Here is a 19660-nt window from a genome sequence, read left to right as displayed (position 1 = left end):
TAACTTTACGTCTCTTTTCGCTCTTGAATAGCGCCAAATTGCCCTTATTATGATAAACTAGTTTTTTTAAGAGGCAGGGAAGAGATTTATTTAATGGGCAGAAAAAGAAGTGCGAGTTCATCACGTTGGCTTGCCGAACATTTTAAAGATCAATTCGTGCAAAAAGCACACAAACAAAAATTACGCTCACGTGCTTATTTTAAGCTAGATGAAATCCAACAAACCGACCGTTTATTCAAACCTGGTATGACTGTAGTAGATTTAGGTGCCGCGCCAGGTGGTTGGTCGCAATATGCGGTAACGCAAATCGGGAGCAAAGGTCGAATCATTGCTTGCGATATTTTAGATATGAACCCAATTGTTGGGGTGGATTTTCTACAAGGCGATTTTCGAGAAGAATCAGTGTTAAATGCGCTGTTAGAGCGTGTTGGCGATGATATGGTGGATGTCGTAATGTCGGATATGGCGCCAAATTTCAGCGGTATGCCTTCAGTTGATATTCCCCGCGCAATGTATTTAGTTGAACTGGCTTTAGATATGTGTCGCCAAGTGTTAGCACCAAAAGGCAGTTTTGTTGTTAAAGTATTCCAAGGTGAAGGCTTTGACGAGTATTTAAGAGAAATTCGTGCAATGTTTAGCGCCGTAAAAGTGCGCAAACCAGAGGCTTCTCGTGATCGTTCAAGAGAGGTTTACATTGTTGCGACGGGTTATAAAGGCTAATAAACGGTCGAAAATTGCAAAAGTTTTGCAAAATCTGACCGCTTGTTATCTAGTAAAATGGCAAGTTTTTTTATTCTAAAAGAGGAAATTAACCTTGAGTGATATGGTTAAAAATATTGTCCTTTGGGTCGTGGTAGCAGTAGTGCTAATGACGGCATTTGAAGGCTTTAACTCAAACTTTAGTAACAATAATACGGTTGCTTATTCAACCTTCTTGAACGATATCAAATCGAATAATTTAAAAGAGGTAGATTTTAAACGCAACGATGAAACTATTTCTGTTACTAAAAACGATGGTACGCAATATCAAACAGTGATGCCAATGTACGATGAATACTTATTGGCGGATCTTGCGAAAACTAATGCAACAATAACGGGGCAGCCAGAAGAGCGTCGTGGCTTGTTGTCGCAAATCTTTATTTCATGGTTCCCGATGCTAATGTTAATTGGTTTCTGGGTTTTCTATATGCGTCAAATGCAAGGCGGTGGCGGTCGTGGTGCGATGAGCTTTGGTAAAAGCAAAGCAAAAATGCTGACGGCTGAGCAAGTAAAAACACGTTTTACAGATGTTGCTGGCTGTGATGAAGCGAAAGAAGAAGTTGGCGAAGTGGTCGATTTCTTAAAAGATCCAAGCAAATTCCAAAAATTGGGGGGACGTATTCCAAAAGGTATTCTGATGGTAGGTCCTCCAGGTACAGGTAAAACCTTGTTGGCAAAAGCTATTGCTGGCGAAGCAGGCGTGCCTTTCTTTACTATGGCGGGGTCTGATTTTGTTGAAATGTTTGTCGGCGTGGGGGCTTCACGTGTACGTGATCTTTTCGAACAGGCAAAGAAAAATGCGCCTTGTATCATTTTTATTGATGAAATTGATGCGGTAGGTCGTAAACGTGGTGGAGCTGGTTTTAGTGGTGGTCATGATGAACGTGAACAAACCTTAAACCAAATGCTGGTAGAAATGGACGGTTTTGAAGGTTCGGAAGGCGTAATCATTATCGCAGCAACTAACCGCGCAGATGTGCTTGATGATGCTTTAACTCGTCCAGGTCGTTTTGACCGCCAAGTAACGGTGGATTTGCCGAATGTGAAAGGTCGTGAACAAATCTTAAAAGTACATATGAAAAAAGTACCGCTTGCGCCAGATGTTGATCCAATGATTGTAGCTCGTGGCACACCAGGTTATTCAGGTGCACAATTAGCGAACTTAGTAAACGAAGCAGCGTTATTCGCAGCGCGTAAAAACCAGCGTGTTGTCACAATGGATGACTTCGAAAAAGCGCGCGATAAAATCAATATGGGGCCTGAACGTCGTTCAAATACGATGACTGAAAAAGAGCTGATGAATACAGCATATCACGAAGCGGGTCACGTTATTGTTGGTTATTTAATGCCAGAACACGATCCACTTAACAAAGTAACGATTGTACCTCGAGGTCAAGCGCTTGGCTTTGCACAATTCTTGCCAGAAGGCGATCGTGTAAGTGAAACCTTTACTAAATTAGAAAGCCAACTTTCTACATTATTCGCAGGACGAATTGCCGAAGGTTTAATTTTTGGTGAAGATAAAATTACCACGGGGGCGTCTTCAGATATTCACCGTGCAACGCAAATTGCCCGTGCAATGGTAACCCAATGGGGCTTCTCTAAAGAATTAGGGCCTTTGTTCTATCAAAATGAAGATGGAATGGGCGCAATCAAAGGTGTATCAGAAGATTCACAGAAATTGATTGACCAAGAAATGCGTAAAATCATCGATCGTAACTATGCGCGAGCGAAGCAAACATTAGAAGACAATATAGATATTTTACATGCGATGAAAGATGCATTGTTAAAATATGAAACCTTAGATCGTAAGCAAATTAATGATTTAATGAATCGTCGTCCAGTAGGTGAGCCTGCAGGTTGGAACGATAAGAGCGATAATAGCTCATCAAGCGATTCACCAACTGCGCAAAAACCTAATATAGAGCAGCAACCAACAGAAGCACCAAATGATGCGGAAGTGGCAGATAAACAAGCTGACGCTTAACTATCAATAATAACAAACCGAGAGACGCAAGTTTCTCGGTTTTTTTATGTTTATTAATTGCTGATTTTACAAGCGGTTGAATCTTTCTGGAATCTTGCAAGATAAAAATTAATACTAACTTATTGATTTTAAAGGGTGTAAAATTTTATTTACGGTGAGATTTTTTCGTTACATTTGTTTTTTGTTCTTGTAGAATAACCAACCTAATAACAATTTTTAGAGGTTAGATATGCAAAACAAAACTTTTGGTAGTGCATTGATTGTTGCGGGGACCACAATCGGCGCTGGTATGTTGGCAATGCCATTAACGTCAGCAGAAATGGGTTTCGGCTATACATTAACGTTACTTTTTATTCTTTGGGCTTTATTATCCTACAGCGCACTTTTATTTGTTGAAGTGTACCAAAAAGCAGAACGGCAAGATGCGGGGATCGCAACCTTAGCAGAGCAATATTTTGGTATGTTTGGACGTGTTTTAGCAACATTATCACTGGTTGTGTTTATGTATGCGATTCTGACCGCTTACATTGTAGGGAGCGGTGGCGATTTATTAGTGCCGTTATTCTCTTTTTTAGGAGAAAATGCTAAATCAGTAAGTATTGTTGCATTTGCGGTGATCTTTGGGGTATTTGTAACGATTGGTACAGGTTCCGTTGATATCGTGACCCGTTTATTATTTATTGTAAAATTATTGGCATTTGGTTTCGTATTAATCATGATGTTGCCGCAAGTAAGTTTAGAAAACCTTGGCGCGATGCCATTAAAAGATTTCTTATTGATTTCAGCAAGTCCAGTATTCTTTACTTCATTTGGCTTCCATGTTGTGATCCCATCAATTAATAAATATTTAGATGGCAATATTAAACGTTTACGCACTGCAATTATTGTTGGTACAGGTATTCCATTATTTGCGTATATTTTATGGCAAATGGCGATTCATGGTGTATTTGCACAATCTCAATTCGTAGAAATCGTACGTGCTAACCCAACATTAAGCGGTTTAGTTGATGCAACTTACCAAGCGACAGGTAGTGCATTTATTAGTGGTGCAGTAACTACCTTCTCTGCAGTGGCGCTAATCACGTCATTCTTAGGGGTCTCACTCGCATTATTTGATTGTTTAGATGACTTATTGAAACGTATTAACATCAAAGCTAATCGCATCTCGCTTGGTTTATTAACCTTTATTCCGCCAGTGTTTTTTGCGTTATTCTATACAGATTTCTTAAACTCTCTGACTTACGCAGGTCAAATGTTTACTTTCTACGGTTTAGTATTACCAGTAGGTATGGCGTGGCGTTTCCGTAAGTTGTACCCAGAAGCACCTTACCGTGTAATCGGGGGCGGCTTTAGTTTACTGCTCGCTTTAATTTTAGGTTTACTGATTATGAACGTACCGTTCTTAATTGATGCGGGTTATTTGCCAAAAGTGATTGGTGCTTAATCACTAAACAAATAAACCAACAAGCGGTTGAAATTTGCAAAATGTTTGCAGAATTCGACCGCTTTTTTGTCTTTCTAATTTGACTGGAGTATGCTAAAAGTGTGATTAAGCGTAATCTATTTTAGAGATAAACATATGGCAGACACAGCACTCAAACAACAACTTTCTGAGTTTAACCTGCAGCAAAAAACGGATTTTGCTACAACAGAAGTCGTGACGTTGTTACGACAACGCAGTGATTTTTATGACCAAATGTTACTGACATTATGGCAGAAATTCGGCTTTGATCAACGTGCAGATTTATCACTGATTGCAGTGGGGGGCTATGGCAGACAAGAAATGTTCCCGTTATCCGATTTAGATATTTTAGTGATTGTGGAACAAATGCTAGATGATGTCACACACGCCAAGTTCAATGAATTATTTAACTTGCTATGGGATAGCAAATTGCAAGTGGGGGCGAGCGTTAGAACCCTGAGTGAGTGTATAGAAATTGGTAAAAACGAATTAACCGTAGCGACTAATATGTATGAAGGGCGTTATCTCACGGGCAATAAAGCCTTATGGCAAATATTGCATGAACAACTCTATGCAGAAGATTTTTGGGCGATAGATCAATTTTTTAGTGCAAAAATGCAAGAACGCAATGCGCGTTACGCCCGTTATCACAATACTAGTTATAACCTAGAGCCAGACCTAAAACATAGCCCTGGTGGTTTGCGTGATCTGCATTTGGTTGCGTGGATCTCGCTAAGGCACTTTGGTACTTATTCCTTTGATAGCTTATTAAATAAAGGAATCATTTTTCCTGAAGAATTTAACGAACTGAATGAGGCACAAGCGGTGCTTTTTCGGATGCGTTTTGCATTACATTTACAGCTTAAACGCTATGACAACCGCCTACGTTTTGATCGTCAGCTTCAATTAAGTGAACAATTAGGCTATCAGGGCGAGGGTAATCAGCCTGTAGAAACGATGATGAAGGCGTTTTTCCAAGCAACACAATCTATTTCACAGCTTAGCCAATTATTGCTGGATAATTTTGAACAGCTGATTTTAGGTAAGCAAAATACGGCAGAAAAACAACCGCTTGATCAGAATTATTATCTGCAAGGCTCAGAAATAGTTTGTCGGCATAGACGCTGTTTTATTCAAGATCCTGTTTCTATTTTAGATCTTTTTGTACATTTAACTCAGCTCCCTGAAGCAAAAGCTAATGCGATTACCTTGCGTAATTTACGATTAGCGCTAAAAAAACAAACGCAGCCATTGTGCCAGATTCCCGCTGCCAGAGCGCGTTTTATTTCGCTCTTTTCACAGCCCAAAATGGTGGAGCGAGCGATTCTCCCAATGCACCAACTAGGCGTTTTATCTGCTTATTTACCGCAATGGGATGGTATCAAAGGGCTTATGCAATTTGATTTATTTCATATTTATACGGTGGATGAGCATACTATTCGGGTGATGCAAAAACTTGAGAGTTTTTTAACCGACGGAGCGTACGAGGATCACCCGCTCTGTTGCCAATCTTTCTCAACTTGTACACACCGCCATATCTTATATTTAGCGGCGCTTTTCCATGATATTGCAAAAGGGCGCGAAGGTGATCATGCACAAGTAGGCGCAGTGGATGCCTATGAATTTGCTATTTTGCATGGCTTTACCGAGCAAGAGGCACAGCAAATGGCTTGGTTAGTTAGGGAGCATCTTACGATGTCATTAACTGCTCAACGCCGTGATATTCATGATCCTGCGGTCGTAAAAAGCTTCGCAAAAATTGTTGGAAATTCGACCGCTTTAGCCGATTTAATGTGCTTAACCATTTCGGATATTTGTGCCACGAATGAAAACTTGTGGAATGATTGGAAGCGGTCACTTTTTGCTCAGCTTTGTCAATTCACCACGGAAGAGCTGGAAAAACGACTAGATTATCAAAGAGTTAGCCAACAAAATCGATTAGATGCATTAGAGCTAATGAAATTTGCGTTATCATCACAGGAGCGGATACGCTTGCAAAATTTTTGGGCGCCTTGTCCTGATAGCTATTTTTTGCGTAATACGCCAAAACAGTTGGTATGGCACGCTTTGGCTTATTTAAAACAGAAAAGTTTACCGATGGTGTTGGTTAGCAATGAATATGCGAGAGGTGCGACGGAGATCTTTGTACATTGTGAGGATAAACCACACTTGTTTGCTCGCATTGCCCAAGCGTTAAGCCAGAAAAAAATCAGCATTCATGATGCACAAATTATTACTTGTGATAATGGCTTGGTTTTCGATAGTTTTATTGTCACTGAATTAAGTGGTGCAGAGTTGAACGAAGATCGTTGTAAACGTGTGCAACAATCATTGCAAAGTGTATTAACAGATGCCGAGAATGTGAGTTTTAAATTGTTGAAAAAACCAGTGAAACATCAATCTTTTAAACGAGCAACGAAAGTGAAATTTCTCTCGGATGAACATCCAAATCAAACATCGTTCGAATTATTTACGTTGGATAGAGAGGGGTTGCTTGCCCAAGTCAGTCATATTTTCGGACAATTAGAGCTAGTTTTGGTTAATGCGAAAATTACCACTATCGGTGAGCGGGTAGAGGATTTTTTTGTGGTTTGTACTACACAAAATCAGGCATTGAATAAAGCACAACAAAAATTGCTGAAAGAAAGTCTATTGGCAGAACTATCTGAATAAATGGTGAGTAAGATAAGACCGCTTATGATTTGAAATGCACAAGCGGTCTATTTTTCTGGAGATTTTACGACTTTAACAATCCTGATGAACCTTCGGAATAGTCTCTTGGTTGATCCTCACTATTTTCCTGTTTTAAGGTGAGTTGAGATTGCTGGAAAAAAGCTAACTGTTCGGCTTCAGGCAAGAGTTTTTCAGAACCTTGAGCTAAATGCTGATACAGTTTTTTGTAATCTTCAGCAAGGGTTGAGAGCAATGCTGCAGATTGTGCAAAATGCTGTTCAAGCTGTTGGTTTTGCGCTTCTACTTTGGCTTTGGTGTCTTTGAGCTCATTTTCCAACTGGATATGTTGTTGCACATTGCCTTTAAATGCACGTATAACAACGCATCCTACAATGATACCAATCACAAAGGCTACGCCAATTGCAGACCAAACTTCTGGTGTCCATTGTCCCATCATAATTGATTCCTCTTGGTAGTGAAACTTAGCTTTTTGTATCATGTTCTGCTAGGCAAGAGAAGGGCTTTAGCTAACAAAATCTTGAAAATTTGAGCTTCCCGACATTTTTCAGATTTAATGCAAAAAAACTTAGCTTTTTAGTTAAAAAATCTGTATAATCCCCGCACCCTGTTTTGTTTGGACTTTCCCGCCAAACAAGTTTGGTCAGATTTTGACTCGAAGGGGTCGGATTCTACCGTCATATAGGTAATTCACTTATATTAAGTGGATTGGGTTATAACTAAAATTATTGGTATTTAATTAATGAAAACTTTTGTAGCAAAACCAGAAACAGTAAAACGTGACTGGTATGTAGTAGATGCGACAGGTAAAACTTTAGGTCGTTTAGCTACTGAATTAGCACGCCGTTTACGCGGTAAACATAAAGCTGAATATACTCCTCACGTAGATACAGGTGATTACATCATCGTTATCAACGCAGAGAAAGTAGCAGTAACAGGCAAAAAAGAAACTGACAAAATCTACTACTGGCACACTGGCTACGTAGGTGGTATCAAAGATGCAACCTTCAAAGAAATGATTGCACGTCGTCCAGAAGCAGTGATCGAGATCGCAGTTAAAGGTATGTTACCAAAAGGTCCTTTAGGCCGTGAAATGTTCCGTAAATTAAAAGTTTACGCAGGTAACGAACACAACCACGCTGCACAACAACCACAAGTTTTAGACATCTAATCACGGAGCATCGAAAATGACAGCAGCAAATCAAAACTACGGCACAGGTCGCCGCAAAAGCTCTTCAGCTCGTGTATTTATCAAACCGGGCAGTGGTAACATTACCATCAACCAACGTTCTTTAGACGTTTACTTCGGTCGTGAAACTTCACGCATGGTAGTTCGTCAACCATTAGAATTAGTTGAGTTATTAGATAAATTAGATTTATACATCACTGTTAAAGGTGGTGGTATTTCTGGTCAAGCAGGTGCGATCCGTCACGGTATCACACGTGCATTAATGGAATACGATGAAACTTTACGCCCTGCATTACGTGCAGCTGGCTTCGTTACTCGTGACGCACGTCGCGTTGAACGTAAAAAAGTGGGTTTACACAAAGCACGTCGTCGTCCACAATACTCAAAACGTTAATTTCGAGTATTACCGATATACGAAAGTATTATCAGCAGAAGGCAGGATTATTCCTGCCTTTTCTGTTTTTATCGCCTAACTAGTGCTAAAATGCTACAAATTTTTAACAAAGGTACTTTTTATGTTAGCCATTATTTCTCCTGCCAAAACCTTAGATTTTGAAACGCCCGCACCTAATTTCCCATTTGCAAATTCTCTGCCAAATTTGACCACTTATAGCCAGCAATTAATTGAAATCTGTAAACAATTCTCACCCGCCGAATTAGCTTCATTAATGTCAATCAGTGATAAGCTTGCTAGCCTTAATGTGGCTCGTTTTGCTGAATGGCAATTAGCGCATAACGAACAAAATGCCAAAGTTGCGTTATTTGCTTTTAAAGGTGATGTTTATACAGGGCTTGATGCGGAAACGTTAACTGAGGCGCAAGTGGAATACGCCCAAACGCATTTACGTATGCTATCGGGCTTATATGGCTTACTGAAACCACTAGATTTAATGCAACCATATCGTTTAGAAATGGGCACCAAGTTAGCAAACCCGAAAGGCAAAGATCTTTATGCGTTTTGGGGGGAGATTATTACCCAGCAGTTGCAAACAGCAATTGATGAACAAGGAGATAATATCTTAGTTAATCTGGCTTCTGATGAATATTTTGGCGCCGTTAAACCAAAACAATTGCAGGCAACAATCGTTAAGCCAGTCTTTTTAGATGAGAAAAATGGTAAATTCAAGCAAATCAGCTTCTATGCGAAAAAGGCACGTGGCATGATGGTGCGTTTTATGTTAGTAACACAACCAAAAACAATTGAGCAATTAAAAGCATTTAACTATGCGGGTTATTGGTTTGATGAAGCAGCGTCGAGTGACACAGAATTAGTATTTAAACGTGAGGAACAAGCGTAATGCGTTGGCTTTCTCTGGCAATATCTTCGTTTTTTTTGACCGCTTGTCATTTGACTTCAATTCAATTTGATGTACCTGAAGCGGTTGAATTTCAGGGAAAATCTTACATAAAAGTAACCGATAACCGCATTGATGAAATGCGCCAGCTACTTTATTTACCCACAGAGAGTGAGCAGAATCCTGAAAATTGGACAAAAGGTATTCTGTTCTTTTTAGATCAAAATTCGCAAGGTAAAACTTTGCAACAACGTGTTACATTGCGCCGAGCGGCATTTGGTACGCAAAGTAAAATCCAATCAAATGTGAAAATTGAGCAACAAGAGTTGCGTAGTGAAGTGATTTATCCACCGACAGAACGCTTTAATGATGTGCTGTTAGAGGTTTCTCGTGGGCGTGATTTGCCATGTGGTTATGGGCAGATTCAGATTTCAGACAAGCGGTCTGTTTTGGCAAAAAAATGGCAAAATTCGACCGCTTATCAAGCATCGTTAATTCAGTTAGCGCAACAACTTGCGGCAATGCCGTGGCTGATTAGCTGCAAATAAACGATTTAGACATACTTGGGGGGAGTATGGAACAACAATATATCAAGTTGGTTAAACGAGCGGCGAATCTTGCGATTTTTGTAGCTTGTTTACTGATTTTAATTAAAGCGTTTGCGTGGTGGAAAACAGGATCTATTTCCATTTTAGCGGCGATGACGGATTCAGTGGTCGATTTATTGGCTTCGATCACCAATATTTTAGTTTTACGATTTGCGTTATTGCCCGCAGATGAAAATCACACATTTGGGCATGGCAAAGCAGAATCGTTGGCAGCCATTGCACAAAGTGCATTTATTGCAGGCTCTGCGGTGTTTTTAGTGTTACAAGGAATCCATAAGCTTACCAATCCAGAATTTATTCAAAGCTCTGAAATCGGGGCAGTGGTTAGCTTTATTTCGATTATTGTGACAGCGGGTTTGGTTTGGTATCAAAAAAAGGTTGTTGCACTAACTAAAAGCCCAGCCATTGCGGCGGATTCTTTGCATTATCAAACCGATTTATTTATGAATGCAGCGATTCTAGTCGCGATGTTGTTAAATTTATACGGCTTTATTTATGCGGATGCCATTTTTGCGATTACGATAGCGCTTTATATTGGGATTAATGCCTTCAAAATGTTTTGGGAAGCAGTGCAAGTGTTGTTAGATCAAGCGTTGCCGCAAGAAGAAATTGATCAGATTTTAGATATTGTGGCTAAACATGAGAGCATTATTGGTATACATGATTTACTCACTCGCCAAGTAGGGGCGGTGCGTTTTATTCAACTTCATTTGGAATTAGCAGATAACCTTACGCTGATTGAAGCACACGATATTACTGATGCGTTGGAGCAAAAGATTTTGGCTATTTTCCCTCGTTCGGAAATTATTATTCACCAAGAGCCAACTTCAATTGTTCAGCAAGAATTAAAATTAGGACAAGTAAAAAATTATGTACCAAGTTATCGCTAATTTTAGTTATCAGAATTTTGAAAGCGATCCTGTCACGCTAATTAACCAAATTGTTAATCAATGGCGATTTAACGGACAAATTATTGGGCGTGAATTTGCAGTGACTTATCATCAAGATCAGTCAGAAGCACATTTTCAAGTGCGTTTATCAACACCTGAACAAACCAGTTTACTGCCAGAGCATAATAGTGCAGAGGTAGAAGCAGCATTAGCGCAAGCTGAAGCATATGGAGTGGGATTTGAATCGTTCGAAATTGTGGGGCGAGATTATCAAGCGGAGCAAACTAGTGAGCTTGAACAGCAAACTTTCCAAGTGCTTTATACTACGCATTTAGATAGTTGTTCACCGATTTGGGGTGGCGAAGATTTTTGCGCAATTCCGTTGTATAAAGTCACCAAGCGAAATCAACAACTCGGAGAACAGCTAATCAAATGGCAAGAAAACTGGCAGGCTTGCGATCAATTACAAATGAATGGAGGTGCTTTAGAGCAAGCCGCACTTGCTCAAATTAGTGAAGTGGGTAGCGAGCTTTCTCAAGCAGGTATAGCGTTATGCCGTAGCCTTGAAGCAGAAAGTGGTATAGTGACGTTTTATTATTTATATCGCTTAGGTAGTGATGTTGATGAGGAGCATAAACGTAAATGCCCAAAATGCCACGGAGAATGGAAATTAGCTGAGCCATTACACCAACTATTACATTTCAAATGCGATAAATGTCGTTTAGTTTCAAATTTAAGTTGGGAAGTACAATAAAGATATAACTTTTAGTTCTATAAATTTAGGAAGTTGTATTGAAAATATAGTGCGTGAGTTATATTCTCACCTTTTTATATATTGGGAGATTAGGATGATTATTTTGAACCTGGCAATTTTTGCTACATTGCTATACCTACTTTTTCTGCTTTATAAAAAAACGCAGAAGTTAGGTCAGATAGTATTTATTGGCTTATTACTTGGGATAATAAGCGGTGCGATTTTACAAAATTTTTACCCAAAATCAGTGATTGATGCAACGCTTGATTGGGTGAATTTAGTCGGTAATGGCTATGTACGTTTGTTACAAATGATTGTAATGCCATTAGTGTTTATTTCGATTTTATCTGCAATTACTCGTCTAAGACAGGTGGGATCTTTGGGTCAAATCAGCTTTAGTGTATTGTCAGTATTGTTGATTACTACTGCTATTGCCGCAGCTATCGGTATTACTATAGCGTATCTATTTGATTTATCAGCTCAAGGATTGGTGATAGGAGAAAGAGAGTTAGCTGCACAAGATAAAGTTGTTGGGCGAGCAGAGCAGGTTTCGAATTTATTGATACCTACTATGTTGTTGTCATTTATTCCGAAAAATCCATTCTTAGAATTAACGGGCGCAAATCCAACTTCAATTATTAGCACGGTAATTTTCTCTGCTTTTCTGGGGGTGGCTGCGTTAAGCCTTGCTAAAGAAGATGCGGCGTTAGGCGAACGTATCGCAACAGGTGTAGAAACTTTAAATAAATTAGTGATGCGTTTAGTTCGTTTTGTGATTCGTTTAACACCGTATGGTGTTTTTGCGTTAATGACCAAAATGGCAGCAACCTCTAAATGGGAAGATATTGTAAATTTAGGCAGTTTTATTGTTGCCTCTTATTTAGCGATTGGTTTGATGTTTGTGGTGCATGGTATTTTACTGTTGACTGCCAAGGTAAACCCATTTGATTACTATAAAAAAGTGTTACCAACCTTGAGTTTTGCTTTTACTTCTCGCTCAAGTACAGCAACGTTACCATTAAATATTGAGACGCAAACTGATAAGTTAGGCAATAATAATGTGATTGCGAATTTTTCAGCAACCTTCGGCGCAACGATTGGACAAAATGGCTGTGCGGGGATTTATCCAGCGATGCTGGCTGTTATGATTGCGCCAACTGTAGGCGTAGATCCGTTTAGTTTAGGTTATATTCTTACTCTAATTTTGGTTGTTGCGATCTCTTCATTTGGGATTGCAGGTGTGGGTGGTGGCGCAACTTTTGCGGCAATTGTGGTGCTTTCTACCTTAAATTTACCGATTGAATTAGTCGGTTTATTGATTTCAGTTGAACCGCTGATTGATATGGGACGTACCGCATTAAATGTAAATGGTTCAATGGTGGCTGGTACACTCACCAATAAATGGGTGGCACGCGCATGAAACAGTTATATTTGGTAAATTTTGATGAAATTTGACCGCTTGTCACAGAAAATAAAAAAGGGGCTGATGCCCCTTTTAATTTATAAATTCGTCAGTTTACTCCACCCAACTAATCACCTCTTCAACTGGCTTACGGTATTTTTTCGTAATCGGTTTTGCACGATAACCGAAGGTTACCATACAAGAAACGCCGTATTCATTCGCATCAAATAAGCCTTCTTGCGCTAAAATTTTGTTTACGGCATCATAGTTAAAGCCTTCAATCGGACAAGAGTCAATACCGATCATCGCTGCACCACTCATCATATTCGCTAAAGCGATATAAGTTTGTTTTGAGCACCAGTCAAATAAAGTACGATCGCTTTCTAATACTTTAATATCATTAGTTTGGAAGGTTTTATAACGCGCAATTGTAGCCTCCATTTGTTCAGGAGTTAAGCCACGTTTTGATAAGCCTGCACGGAAAAACTCAGAATCGTAGCGAGCATTTTTCTTAGCTAAAATAACCACTAAATGGCTCATTTCATGCATCGGGTGTTTAATCCCCCAAGCCACAGGCGCAATTTTTTCACGAATTGCTTCATTTTGTAACACAATAAACTTCCATGGCTCAGAGCCAACAGAGCTAGGAGAAAGGCGTGCGAGTTCTAAAATGTACTCCATATCTTCACGGCTAATTTTTCTAGCAGGATCATAAGTACGGCAAGCTGCACGGAAGTTAAATGCGTCTAAAACGTCTTGTTTGGCAATATGTGACATAATTCCCTCAATATAGTTTGTAATAAATAATGAAATAATACGCTTTTTCCACTTATTATGCCAATCATTCATAAGAAAAGTCACTAAACTTTGTTTTAGTGCTAATTTTGGTAAAAAGGCTCCAAAAATTGACCGCTTGTTTGAATAGCCTATTTCAACTTCCTGTTGGCTAAACCTTAAAAATCAACACTTTAGCCTAATTTACATTTACTTTCTTCAGGCAAAGTATTATCATCACAACAATTTTTCATCAATATATTTAGAGGATAGGTAATGCAACACCTAAAAGAATTAACAGAGAAAGCAAGAGCGGCGTTAGATGCCTTGGATCAAGGCTTAGATGCATTAGAAGAATTTCGTGTTGAATATTTCGGCAAGAAAGGCCATTTTACAGCGTTAATGCAGGAATTACGTAATGTTGCAGCCGAAGAGCGCCCAGCAATCGGTGCAAGAATTAATGAAGCAAAACAAACCGTGCTAGACATTTTAAATGCGAAAAAAGAAGCTTGGGAAAAAGAAGCTTTAAACGCAAAATTAGTAGCGGAAAGCATTGATGTATCGTTACCTGGTCGTAAAACAGAATTAGGAGGTTTACACCCTGTTTCAATTACGATTGAACGCGTGGTGAAATTCTTTTCTGAATTAGGTTTTACTGTTGCAAGCGGGCCAGAAATCGAAACAGATTACTATAACTTTGATGCCTTAAATATCCCTGCACACCACCCAGCACGTGCGGATCACGATACATTTTGGTTTGATGCACAACGTTTATTACGTACTCAAACATCAGGCGTACAAATTCGTACGATGGAAAATATGCAACCACCTATTCGTATCGTTGCACCTGGTCGTGTTTATCGTAACGACTACGATCAAACACACACACCGATGTTCCACCAAATTGAATTACTGTATGTAGACAAAAAAGCAAACTTTACTGAGTTAAAAGGTTTAATCCACGATTTCTTAAAAGCGTTTTTCGAAGAAGATTTACAAGTACGTTTCCGCCCGTCGTTCTTCCCATTCACAGAGCCTTCTGCAGAAGTAGACGTAATGCGCCAAAACGGTAAATGGTTAGAAGTATTAGGTTGCGGTATGGTTCATCCAAATGTTTTACGCAATGTCGGTATCGACCCAGAAGAATATAGTGGTTTTGCGGTAGGTATGGGGGTTGAGCGTTTAACTATGTTACGATACAACGTAACGGATTTACGTTCATTCTTTGAAAATGACTTACGTTTCTTAAAACAGTTTAAGTAGAAAATCTCCCCAGCCCCTCTTTGTTAAAGAGCGGGAGTAAACGGTAGGTGATAAAGCAAGTCCCCTTCTTTTGTAAAGAGGGGTTAGGGGAGATTTAATAAGTGGTGACAAAAAGCATTGCTTTTTGAACGTTGGCTTTGCCACGGCGGCATGGACGTGAACAATCCTTACAAGGATTGTGAATAAATTTCCCAAAAATTTTACAAAAATAGGACAGAAATAAATGAAATTCAATGAATCTTGGTTGCGTGAGTGGGTAAATCCTGCAGTATCGACAGAACAATTATGTGACCAAATTACAATGTTAGGCTTAGAAGTAGATGATGTTGAGCCAGTGGCTGGCGCATTTACAGGCGTGGTTGTGGGTGAAGTGGTTGAATGTGCGCAACACCCAGATGCAGATAAATTACGTGTAACTAAAGTAAATGTGGGCGGTGATCGCTTATTAGATATCGTTTGTGGTGCGCCAAACTGCCGTTTAGGTTTAAAAGTGGCTTGTGCAACTGAAGGTGCGGTATTACCAGGCGATTTCAAAATTAAGAAAACAAAATTACGTGGTCAGCCATCGGAAGGTATGCTTTGTTCATATTCTGAATTAGGCATTAAAGAAGATCACAGCGGTATTATTGAATTACCAGCAGATGCACCGATTGGTCAAGATTTCCGTGAATATTTAGGCTTAAATGATGTTGCAATTGAAATTAGTTTAACACCAAACCGTGCAGATTGTTTAAGCATTGCGGGTATTGCACGTGAAGTTGGGGTGATCAACCGTACAGAAGTAAAAGCACCTGTCATTTCAGCCGTTTCAGCGACAATTTCAGATAAAGTTGCAGTGGAGTTACAAGCACCAGAAGCTTGCCCTCGCTACCTTGCTCGTGTAGTAAAAAATGTGAATGTCAAAGCGACTTCTCCGTTATGGTTACAAGAAAAATTGCGTCGCTGTGGCATTCGTTCAATCGATCCAATTGTAGATATTACCAACTTAAGCTTATTAGAACTTGGCCAACCAATGCACGCTTTTGATGCATCAAAAATTGACGGTGCGATTCAAGTACGTATGGCAAAAGAAGGCGAAGAATTAGTACTTTTAGACGGTACAACTGCAAAATTACAAACCAATACCTTAGTGATTGCAGATAGCAAAGGTGCATTAGCTATGGCGGGGATCTTTGGTGGCGAAGCAAGCGGTGTGAATCAAAATACCACTGATGTAGTATTAGAAGCGGCATTCTTTGCGCCATTGGCGATTACAGGCCGTGCACGTCAATATGGCTTGCATACAGATGCTTCACATCGTTTTGAACGTGGTGTTGACCCACAATTAGCGCGCAATGCAATGGAACGCGCAACGGCATTGTTACTTGAAATTTGCGGTGGAGAAGCAGGTGAAATCGTAGAAGCAGTAAGTGAACAGCACTTACCAAAACGTAATACAGTCACTTTACGTCGTAGCAAATTAGATGCGGTAATTGGTCATCATATTGAAGATGAAACGGTAACTGATATTTTAACTCGCTTGGGTTTAAACGTAACTTTTGCAAATGACAGCTGGACAGCAGTTGCACCTAGCTGGCGTTTTGATATTGAGATCGAGGAAGATCTGATTGAAGAAGTTGCACGTATTTATGGCTATAACAGCATTCCGAATAATTCTCCGCTTGCACATTTAACCATGAAAGGCACGCCAGAGGAATTATTGGAAGCAAGCCGTATTCGCACTGCTTTAGTGGATAGTGATTATCAAGAAGTGGTAACGTATAGTTTCGTTGATCCGAAAAAACAATCATTATTACACCCAAATCAAGAAGCTCTGGTATTACCAAACCCAATTTCAAGTGAAATGTCAGCAATGCGTTTATCACTTTTAACAGGGTTATTAGATACTATTGTTTATAATCAAAGTCGCCAGCAAACACGTGTACGTATCTTTGAAGGCGGATTACGTTTTATTCCTGATGTAAATGCAGAATCTGGTGTTCGTCAGGAGTTTGTATTTGGTGCAGCGATTGTTGGCGATAAACGTCCAGTACATTGGGAAAATAAAGGTGAAGCAGCGGATTTCTTTGATTTGAAAGGTGATATGGAGCGAGTGTTATCATTAACTTCTGCACGTCATGATTTACAATTTGTTGCAAAACAATTCCCAGCGTTACACCCAGGACAATCTGCCGCAATTATGTTAGATGGTAAGGAAATCGGCTTTATTGGTACGGTTCATCCGTCTATCGTACAGAAACTAGGCATTAAAGGTAAACCAGTGGTGTTTGAAATTCTTGGTGAAGCCATTGCAAATCGCCCAGTTCCAACGGCAAAAGAAATTTCTAAATTCCCTGCAAATAACCGTGATATTGCAGTGGTAGTTGATGAAAACGTACCAGCAGGCGATGTATTAGAAGTTTGTCGTCATGCAGGTGGCTCAAAATTGGTTGCTGTAAACTTATTTGATGTTTACCGTGGCGCAAATTTAGACACTGGTAAGAAAAGTTTAGCAATTAGCTTAACTGTACAAGATACTGAGAAAACACTTGAAGAAGAAGAGATTTCAGCGGTAACTCAAGCTGTTTTAGCAGAATTAGCACAACGTTTCCAAGCATATCTAAGAGATTAGATTTAAGGATTATTTTATGGCACTCACTAAAATAGAACTTGCAGAAAGCCTTGTTGAAAAATGTGGCTTTGATAAACGTATCGCTAAGCTCTTTGTCGAGCAATTTTTCGAAGAGATTCGCAGTTCTCTAGAGAAAGGCGAGGAGGTTAAATTATCTGGATTTGGTAATTTCTCTTTGCGTGAGAAAAATGCTCGTCCAGGGCGAAATCCTAAAACAGGTGAAGTCGTAGCAGTTACTGCTCGCCGAGTTGTAGTATTTAAGCCAGGTCAAAAGCTTAGAGATCGAGTCGAAAATGTAAAAGTGAAGGCGTAATTAATAACATTCCACAGGTAATTGCTATCTGTGGGATGTTTTTTATAGGTAGTAAAAATGATTAAATTTAATAATAAATGTTTTTCTTGGCTGGCGATGGCTTCTTGCATGGCTTTTTTGACCGCTTGTTCGAGTAATGAACGAACTGTTTCAGGGCCTATTAAAGCGAAAGCAGGTATTTTCCGTACTCATCACAGTACTTTATCTGATCCCATTATGGCAATTAGTAGCTTGAGTGAACAACAACATGAATGGAAGGGGACTCGCTATCGTTTAGGTGGTAATAGTAAGGCAGGAATTGATTGCTCTGGCTTTATGCAAGTGACTTTCCGTGATTTATTCGGCATTGATTTACCAAGAACAACTTCTGAACAGGCCAAAGAAGGCACTCGAATTGATCGTGATAAAATTAAAACGGGCGATTTAGTGTTCTTTAAGACAGGACGAGGTCCAAATGGCAAACATGTTGGCGTATATGTGAAAAATGGGCAATTTTTACATGCTTCAACGAAAGGTGGTGTGATTTATTCAGATATGAATTCGCCATACTGGTCGAAAACATTTTGGCAAGCACGTCGTTTATAGTTTAAAAATATGACAGAGATCACATTTTTAATAAAAAGTTATGTGTTAGCTGAAATAAAATTTGAAAAATTTAATAAATTGACGTATCCTATACGTACTTAACAAAAAGTGTTGTGTTCAACAACCGATTTCATAAATTTGCTTTCCGAGTAGCCCCTAGTTGAGGGGCTTTTTTTATGCCTTTTGTAAGTGACAAGCGGGTAAATTTACTTAATTCTTACCATAGCGTCGAGATGCTTTAATTAGATAGGCTATTTAATTTGTAAAAAAGCGGTCAAATTTGACCGCTTGTGTGTAGATTACTTATTAAAATATTGTAAGAGAGGAGCTGGATTTTGAATATAAGCAGTTAAATCTTTCTTGTTGGGTGAGCCAATATAGGGGATTTGACCGAGTAGTGGTGCATCAATCTCTTGGCTTAATAATTCGATTAGTTCTGCGTAATGGCGTAAACCTGGATTAATTCGATTGGCAATCCAGCCAACTAACTTCACACCTTTCTGTTTAATCGCTTGGGCAGTTAATAGGGCATGATTCACACAGCCTTCTTTGATCCCAACCACTAACACCACTGGCATTTGATTGTTTTTTACCCAGTCTGCAAAGCTTAAATCTTTATTAATTGGGGTTAGCCAACCGTAAGTACCCTCAACCACAACATTTGGGTAGTTTTGCTGTAGGCGAGTTAAGTCATCGTTTAATTTTTCTTCTTGAATATGATGAACAGCATCCAATGCTGCAAATACAGGGGTACTGGAGTGAATAAAGGTATAGCTATTAATATCTCGATAAGATACGCCAGCAGGGCAACTATCCAAAATCGTTAATACGTCAGAATTGTCTTCACTGGCATAATCCGCCTGATTTGGCTCAGTTGGAAGAGAGTCATCACCGCCACAAGCAATCGGTTTATAGCCAATCGCAGTAAATTGATTAGCAGTTAAAGTCTGTAAAATAGCACGGGTAACAATAGTTTTTCCTACATTGGTATCCGTGCCAGTAATAAATAACGAAGGCATATTTTATTTCTCTTAAGTAAAAGTAACAAAAAAGTTACAAAATTGCCGATACTTTAAC

At 39.4% G+C, this 19660-nt stretch carries 18 protein-coding genes; 15 read left to right on the top strand and 3 right to left on the bottom strand.

What is annotated here, in order from left to right; genetic code table 11:
* Positions 1-93: 93 nt before the first annotated feature.
* The 4 genes from rlmE (at position 94) to glnD (ending at position 6881) form a co-directional block, all read left to right on the top strand.
* Positions 94-720, top strand: coding sequence for a 23S rRNA (uridine(2552)-2'-O)-methyltransferase RlmE (gene rlmE / locus F8M47_RS09000; RefSeq protein ID WP_150539767.1), 627 nt, complete (start codon positions 94-96; stop codon positions 718-720).
* A 103-nt stretch (positions 721-823) separates the two neighbouring features.
* Positions 824-2746: an ATP-dependent zinc metalloprotease FtsH gene (gene ftsH / locus F8M47_RS08995; protein WP_150539778.1), complete on the top strand. Its 1923-nt coding sequence runs from the start codon at positions 824-826 to the stop codon at positions 2744-2746.
* A gap of 229 nt (positions 2747-2975) precedes the next feature.
* Positions 2976-4190 carry an aromatic amino acid transporter gene (locus F8M47_RS08990; protein ID WP_150539766.1) on the top strand — a complete coding sequence of 405 codons (1215 nt, stop codon included), beginning with the start codon at positions 2976-2978 and terminating at the stop codon, positions 4188-4190.
* 135 nt (positions 4191-4325) lie between these two features.
* Positions 4326-6881 (top strand): bifunctional uridylyltransferase/uridylyl-removing protein GlnD, encoded by a 2556-nt coding sequence (glnD, locus tag F8M47_RS08985; RefSeq protein WP_150539765.1) that lies wholly within the window; start codon positions 4326-4328, stop codon positions 6879-6881.
* Positions 6882-6945: 64 nt separating this feature from the next.
* Here the strand turns inward: glnD and F8M47_RS08980 are convergent, their stop codons facing one another.
* Positions 6946-7335 carry a Z-ring associated ZapG family protein gene (locus F8M47_RS08980; RefSeq protein WP_208790044.1) on the bottom strand — a complete coding sequence of 130 codons (390 nt, stop codon included), beginning with the start codon at positions 7333-7335 and terminating at the stop codon, positions 6946-6948.
* Between the two features lie 306 nt (positions 7336-7641).
* Here F8M47_RS08980 and rplM point away from each other — a divergent pair, with 306 nt between their 5' ends.
* The 7 genes from rplM (at position 7642) to F8M47_RS08945 (ending at position 13055) form a co-directional block, all read left to right on the top strand.
* Entirely contained in the window at positions 7642-8070 is a 429-nt protein-coding gene (gene rplM, locus F8M47_RS08975; protein WP_005596850.1) for a 50S ribosomal protein L13, read from the top strand.
* Positions 8071-8086: 16 nt separating this feature from the next.
* Complete coding sequence (gene rpsI / locus F8M47_RS08970) at positions 8087-8482, top strand: 30S ribosomal protein S9 (RefSeq protein ID WP_005622826.1); 396 nt, start codon at positions 8087-8089, stop codon at positions 8480-8482.
* A gap of 121 nt (positions 8483-8603) precedes the next feature.
* Entirely contained in the window at positions 8604-9386 is a 783-nt protein-coding gene (gene yaaA / locus F8M47_RS08965) for a peroxide stress protein YaaA (RefSeq protein ID WP_150539763.1), read from the top strand.
* Positions 9386-9931 (top strand): ABC transporter ATPase, encoded by a 546-nt coding sequence (locus F8M47_RS08960; RefSeq protein ID WP_150539762.1) that lies wholly within the window; start codon positions 9386-9388, stop codon positions 9929-9931. The genes yaaA and F8M47_RS08960 overlap by 1 nt, the downstream gene beginning before the upstream one ends.
* 26 nt (positions 9932-9957) lie before the next feature.
* On the top strand, positions 9958-10881 hold the full coding sequence (locus F8M47_RS08955; protein WP_150539761.1) for a cation diffusion facilitator family transporter: 924 nt from the start codon (positions 9958-9960) through the stop codon (positions 10879-10881).
* Positions 10862-11635, top strand: a complete 774-nt coding sequence (locus F8M47_RS08950; RefSeq protein ID WP_150539760.1) for a Zn-ribbon-containing protein — start codon at positions 10862-10864, stop codon at positions 11633-11635. The genes F8M47_RS08955 and F8M47_RS08950 overlap by 20 nt, the downstream gene beginning before the upstream one ends.
* Before the next feature lie 94 nt (positions 11636-11729).
* On the top strand, positions 11730-13055 hold the full coding sequence (locus F8M47_RS08945; RefSeq protein ID WP_150539759.1) for an L-cystine transporter: 1326 nt from the start codon (positions 11730-11732) through the stop codon (positions 13053-13055).
* 96 nt (positions 13056-13151) lie between these two features.
* Here the strand turns inward: F8M47_RS08945 and F8M47_RS08940 are convergent, their stop codons facing one another.
* The gene (locus F8M47_RS08940; protein WP_150539758.1) at positions 13152-13814 is read right to left on the bottom strand and encodes an NAD(P)H-dependent oxidoreductase; all 663 of its coding nucleotides are present in this window, start codon (positions 13812-13814) and stop codon (positions 13152-13154) included.
* Between the two features lie 273 nt (positions 13815-14087).
* Here F8M47_RS08940 and pheS point away from each other — a divergent pair, with 273 nt between their 5' ends.
* From pheS to F8M47_RS08920, 4 genes are all read left to right on the top strand, one after another.
* On the top strand, positions 14088-15074 hold the full coding sequence (gene pheS / locus F8M47_RS08935; protein ID WP_150539757.1) for a phenylalanine--tRNA ligase subunit alpha: 987 nt from the start codon (positions 14088-14090) through the stop codon (positions 15072-15074).
* Between the two features lie 223 nt (positions 15075-15297).
* Positions 15298-17685, top strand: coding sequence for a phenylalanine--tRNA ligase subunit beta (gene pheT, locus F8M47_RS08930; protein ID WP_150539756.1), 2388 nt, complete (start codon positions 15298-15300; stop codon positions 17683-17685).
* A gap of 16 nt (positions 17686-17701) precedes the next feature.
* Positions 17702-17998, top strand: coding sequence for an integration host factor subunit alpha (locus tag F8M47_RS08925; RefSeq protein WP_150539755.1), 297 nt, complete (start codon positions 17702-17704; stop codon positions 17996-17998).
* Positions 17999-18055: 57 nt separating this feature from the next.
* Positions 18056-18583, top strand: coding sequence for an NlpC/P60 family protein (locus F8M47_RS08920; protein WP_150539754.1), 528 nt, complete (start codon positions 18056-18058; stop codon positions 18581-18583).
* Between the two features lie 299 nt (positions 18584-18882).
* On the opposite strand, the gene bioD is transcribed toward F8M47_RS08920, so the two are convergent.
* Positions 18883-19602: a dethiobiotin synthase gene (bioD, locus tag F8M47_RS08915; protein ID WP_150539753.1), complete on the bottom strand. Its 720-nt coding sequence runs from the start codon at positions 19600-19602 to the stop codon at positions 18883-18885.
* Positions 19603-19660: the final 58 nt, after the last annotated feature.

The organism is Actinobacillus vicugnae, from assembly GCF_901687125.1.
Classification (GTDB): Bacteria; Pseudomonadota; Gammaproteobacteria; order Enterobacterales; family Pasteurellaceae; genus Actinobacillus; species Actinobacillus vicugnae.
Note: the sequence above shows the minus strand (reverse complement) of the source record. Positions and strands in the feature narration are given on the sequence as shown.

What these genes read in the sequence shown, in the direction of transcription:
- yaaA (WP_150539763.1), top strand. Translation starts at nt 8,604, where the DNA reads ATGTTAGCCATTATTTCTCCTGCCAAAACCTTAGATTTTGAAACGCCC.
- bioD (WP_150539753.1), bottom strand. Translation starts at nt 19,602, where the DNA reads ATGCCTTCGTTATTTATTACTGGCACGGATACCAATGTAGGAAAAACT.
- F8M47_RS08945 (WP_150539759.1), top strand. Translation starts at nt 11,730, where the DNA reads ATGATTATTTTGAACCTGGCAATTTTTGCTACATTGCTATACCTACTT.
- F8M47_RS08920 (WP_150539754.1), top strand. Translation starts at nt 18,056, where the DNA reads ATGATTAAATTTAATAATAAATGTTTTTCTTGGCTGGCGATGGCTTCT.
- F8M47_RS08980 (WP_208790044.1), bottom strand. Translation starts at nt 7,335, where the DNA reads ATGGGACAATGGACACCAGAAGTTTGGTCTGCAATTGGCGTAGCCTTT.
- ftsH (WP_150539778.1), top strand. Translation starts at nt 824, where the DNA reads ATGGTTAAAAATATTGTCCTTTGGGTCGTGGTAGCAGTAGTGCTAATG.
- F8M47_RS08940 (WP_150539758.1), bottom strand. Translation starts at nt 13,814, where the DNA reads ATGTCACATATTGCCAAACAAGACGTTTTAGACGCATTTAACTTCCGT.
- glnD (WP_150539765.1), top strand. Translation starts at nt 4,326, where the DNA reads ATGGCAGACACAGCACTCAAACAACAACTTTCTGAGTTTAACCTGCAG.
- F8M47_RS08990 (WP_150539766.1), top strand. Translation starts at nt 2,976, where the DNA reads ATGCAAAACAAAACTTTTGGTAGTGCATTGATTGTTGCGGGGACCACA.
- F8M47_RS08925 (WP_150539755.1), top strand. Translation starts at nt 17,702, where the DNA reads ATGGCACTCACTAAAATAGAACTTGCAGAAAGCCTTGTTGAAAAATGT.
- F8M47_RS08960 (WP_150539762.1), top strand. Translation starts at nt 9,386, where the DNA reads ATGCGTTGGCTTTCTCTGGCAATATCTTCGTTTTTTTTGACCGCTTGT.
- F8M47_RS08950 (WP_150539760.1), top strand. Translation starts at nt 10,862, where the DNA reads ATGTACCAAGTTATCGCTAATTTTAGTTATCAGAATTTTGAAAGCGAT.
- rlmE (WP_150539767.1), top strand. Translation starts at nt 94, where the DNA reads ATGGGCAGAAAAAGAAGTGCGAGTTCATCACGTTGGCTTGCCGAACAT.
- F8M47_RS08955 (WP_150539761.1), top strand. Translation starts at nt 9,958, where the DNA reads ATGGAACAACAATATATCAAGTTGGTTAAACGAGCGGCGAATCTTGCG.
- rpsI (WP_005622826.1), top strand. Translation starts at nt 8,087, where the DNA reads ATGACAGCAGCAAATCAAAACTACGGCACAGGTCGCCGCAAAAGCTCT.
- pheT (WP_150539756.1), top strand. Translation starts at nt 15,298, where the DNA reads ATGAAATTCAATGAATCTTGGTTGCGTGAGTGGGTAAATCCTGCAGTA.
- rplM (WP_005596850.1), top strand. Translation starts at nt 7,642, where the DNA reads ATGAAAACTTTTGTAGCAAAACCAGAAACAGTAAAACGTGACTGGTAT.
- pheS (WP_150539757.1), top strand. Translation starts at nt 14,088, where the DNA reads ATGCAACACCTAAAAGAATTAACAGAGAAAGCAAGAGCGGCGTTAGAT.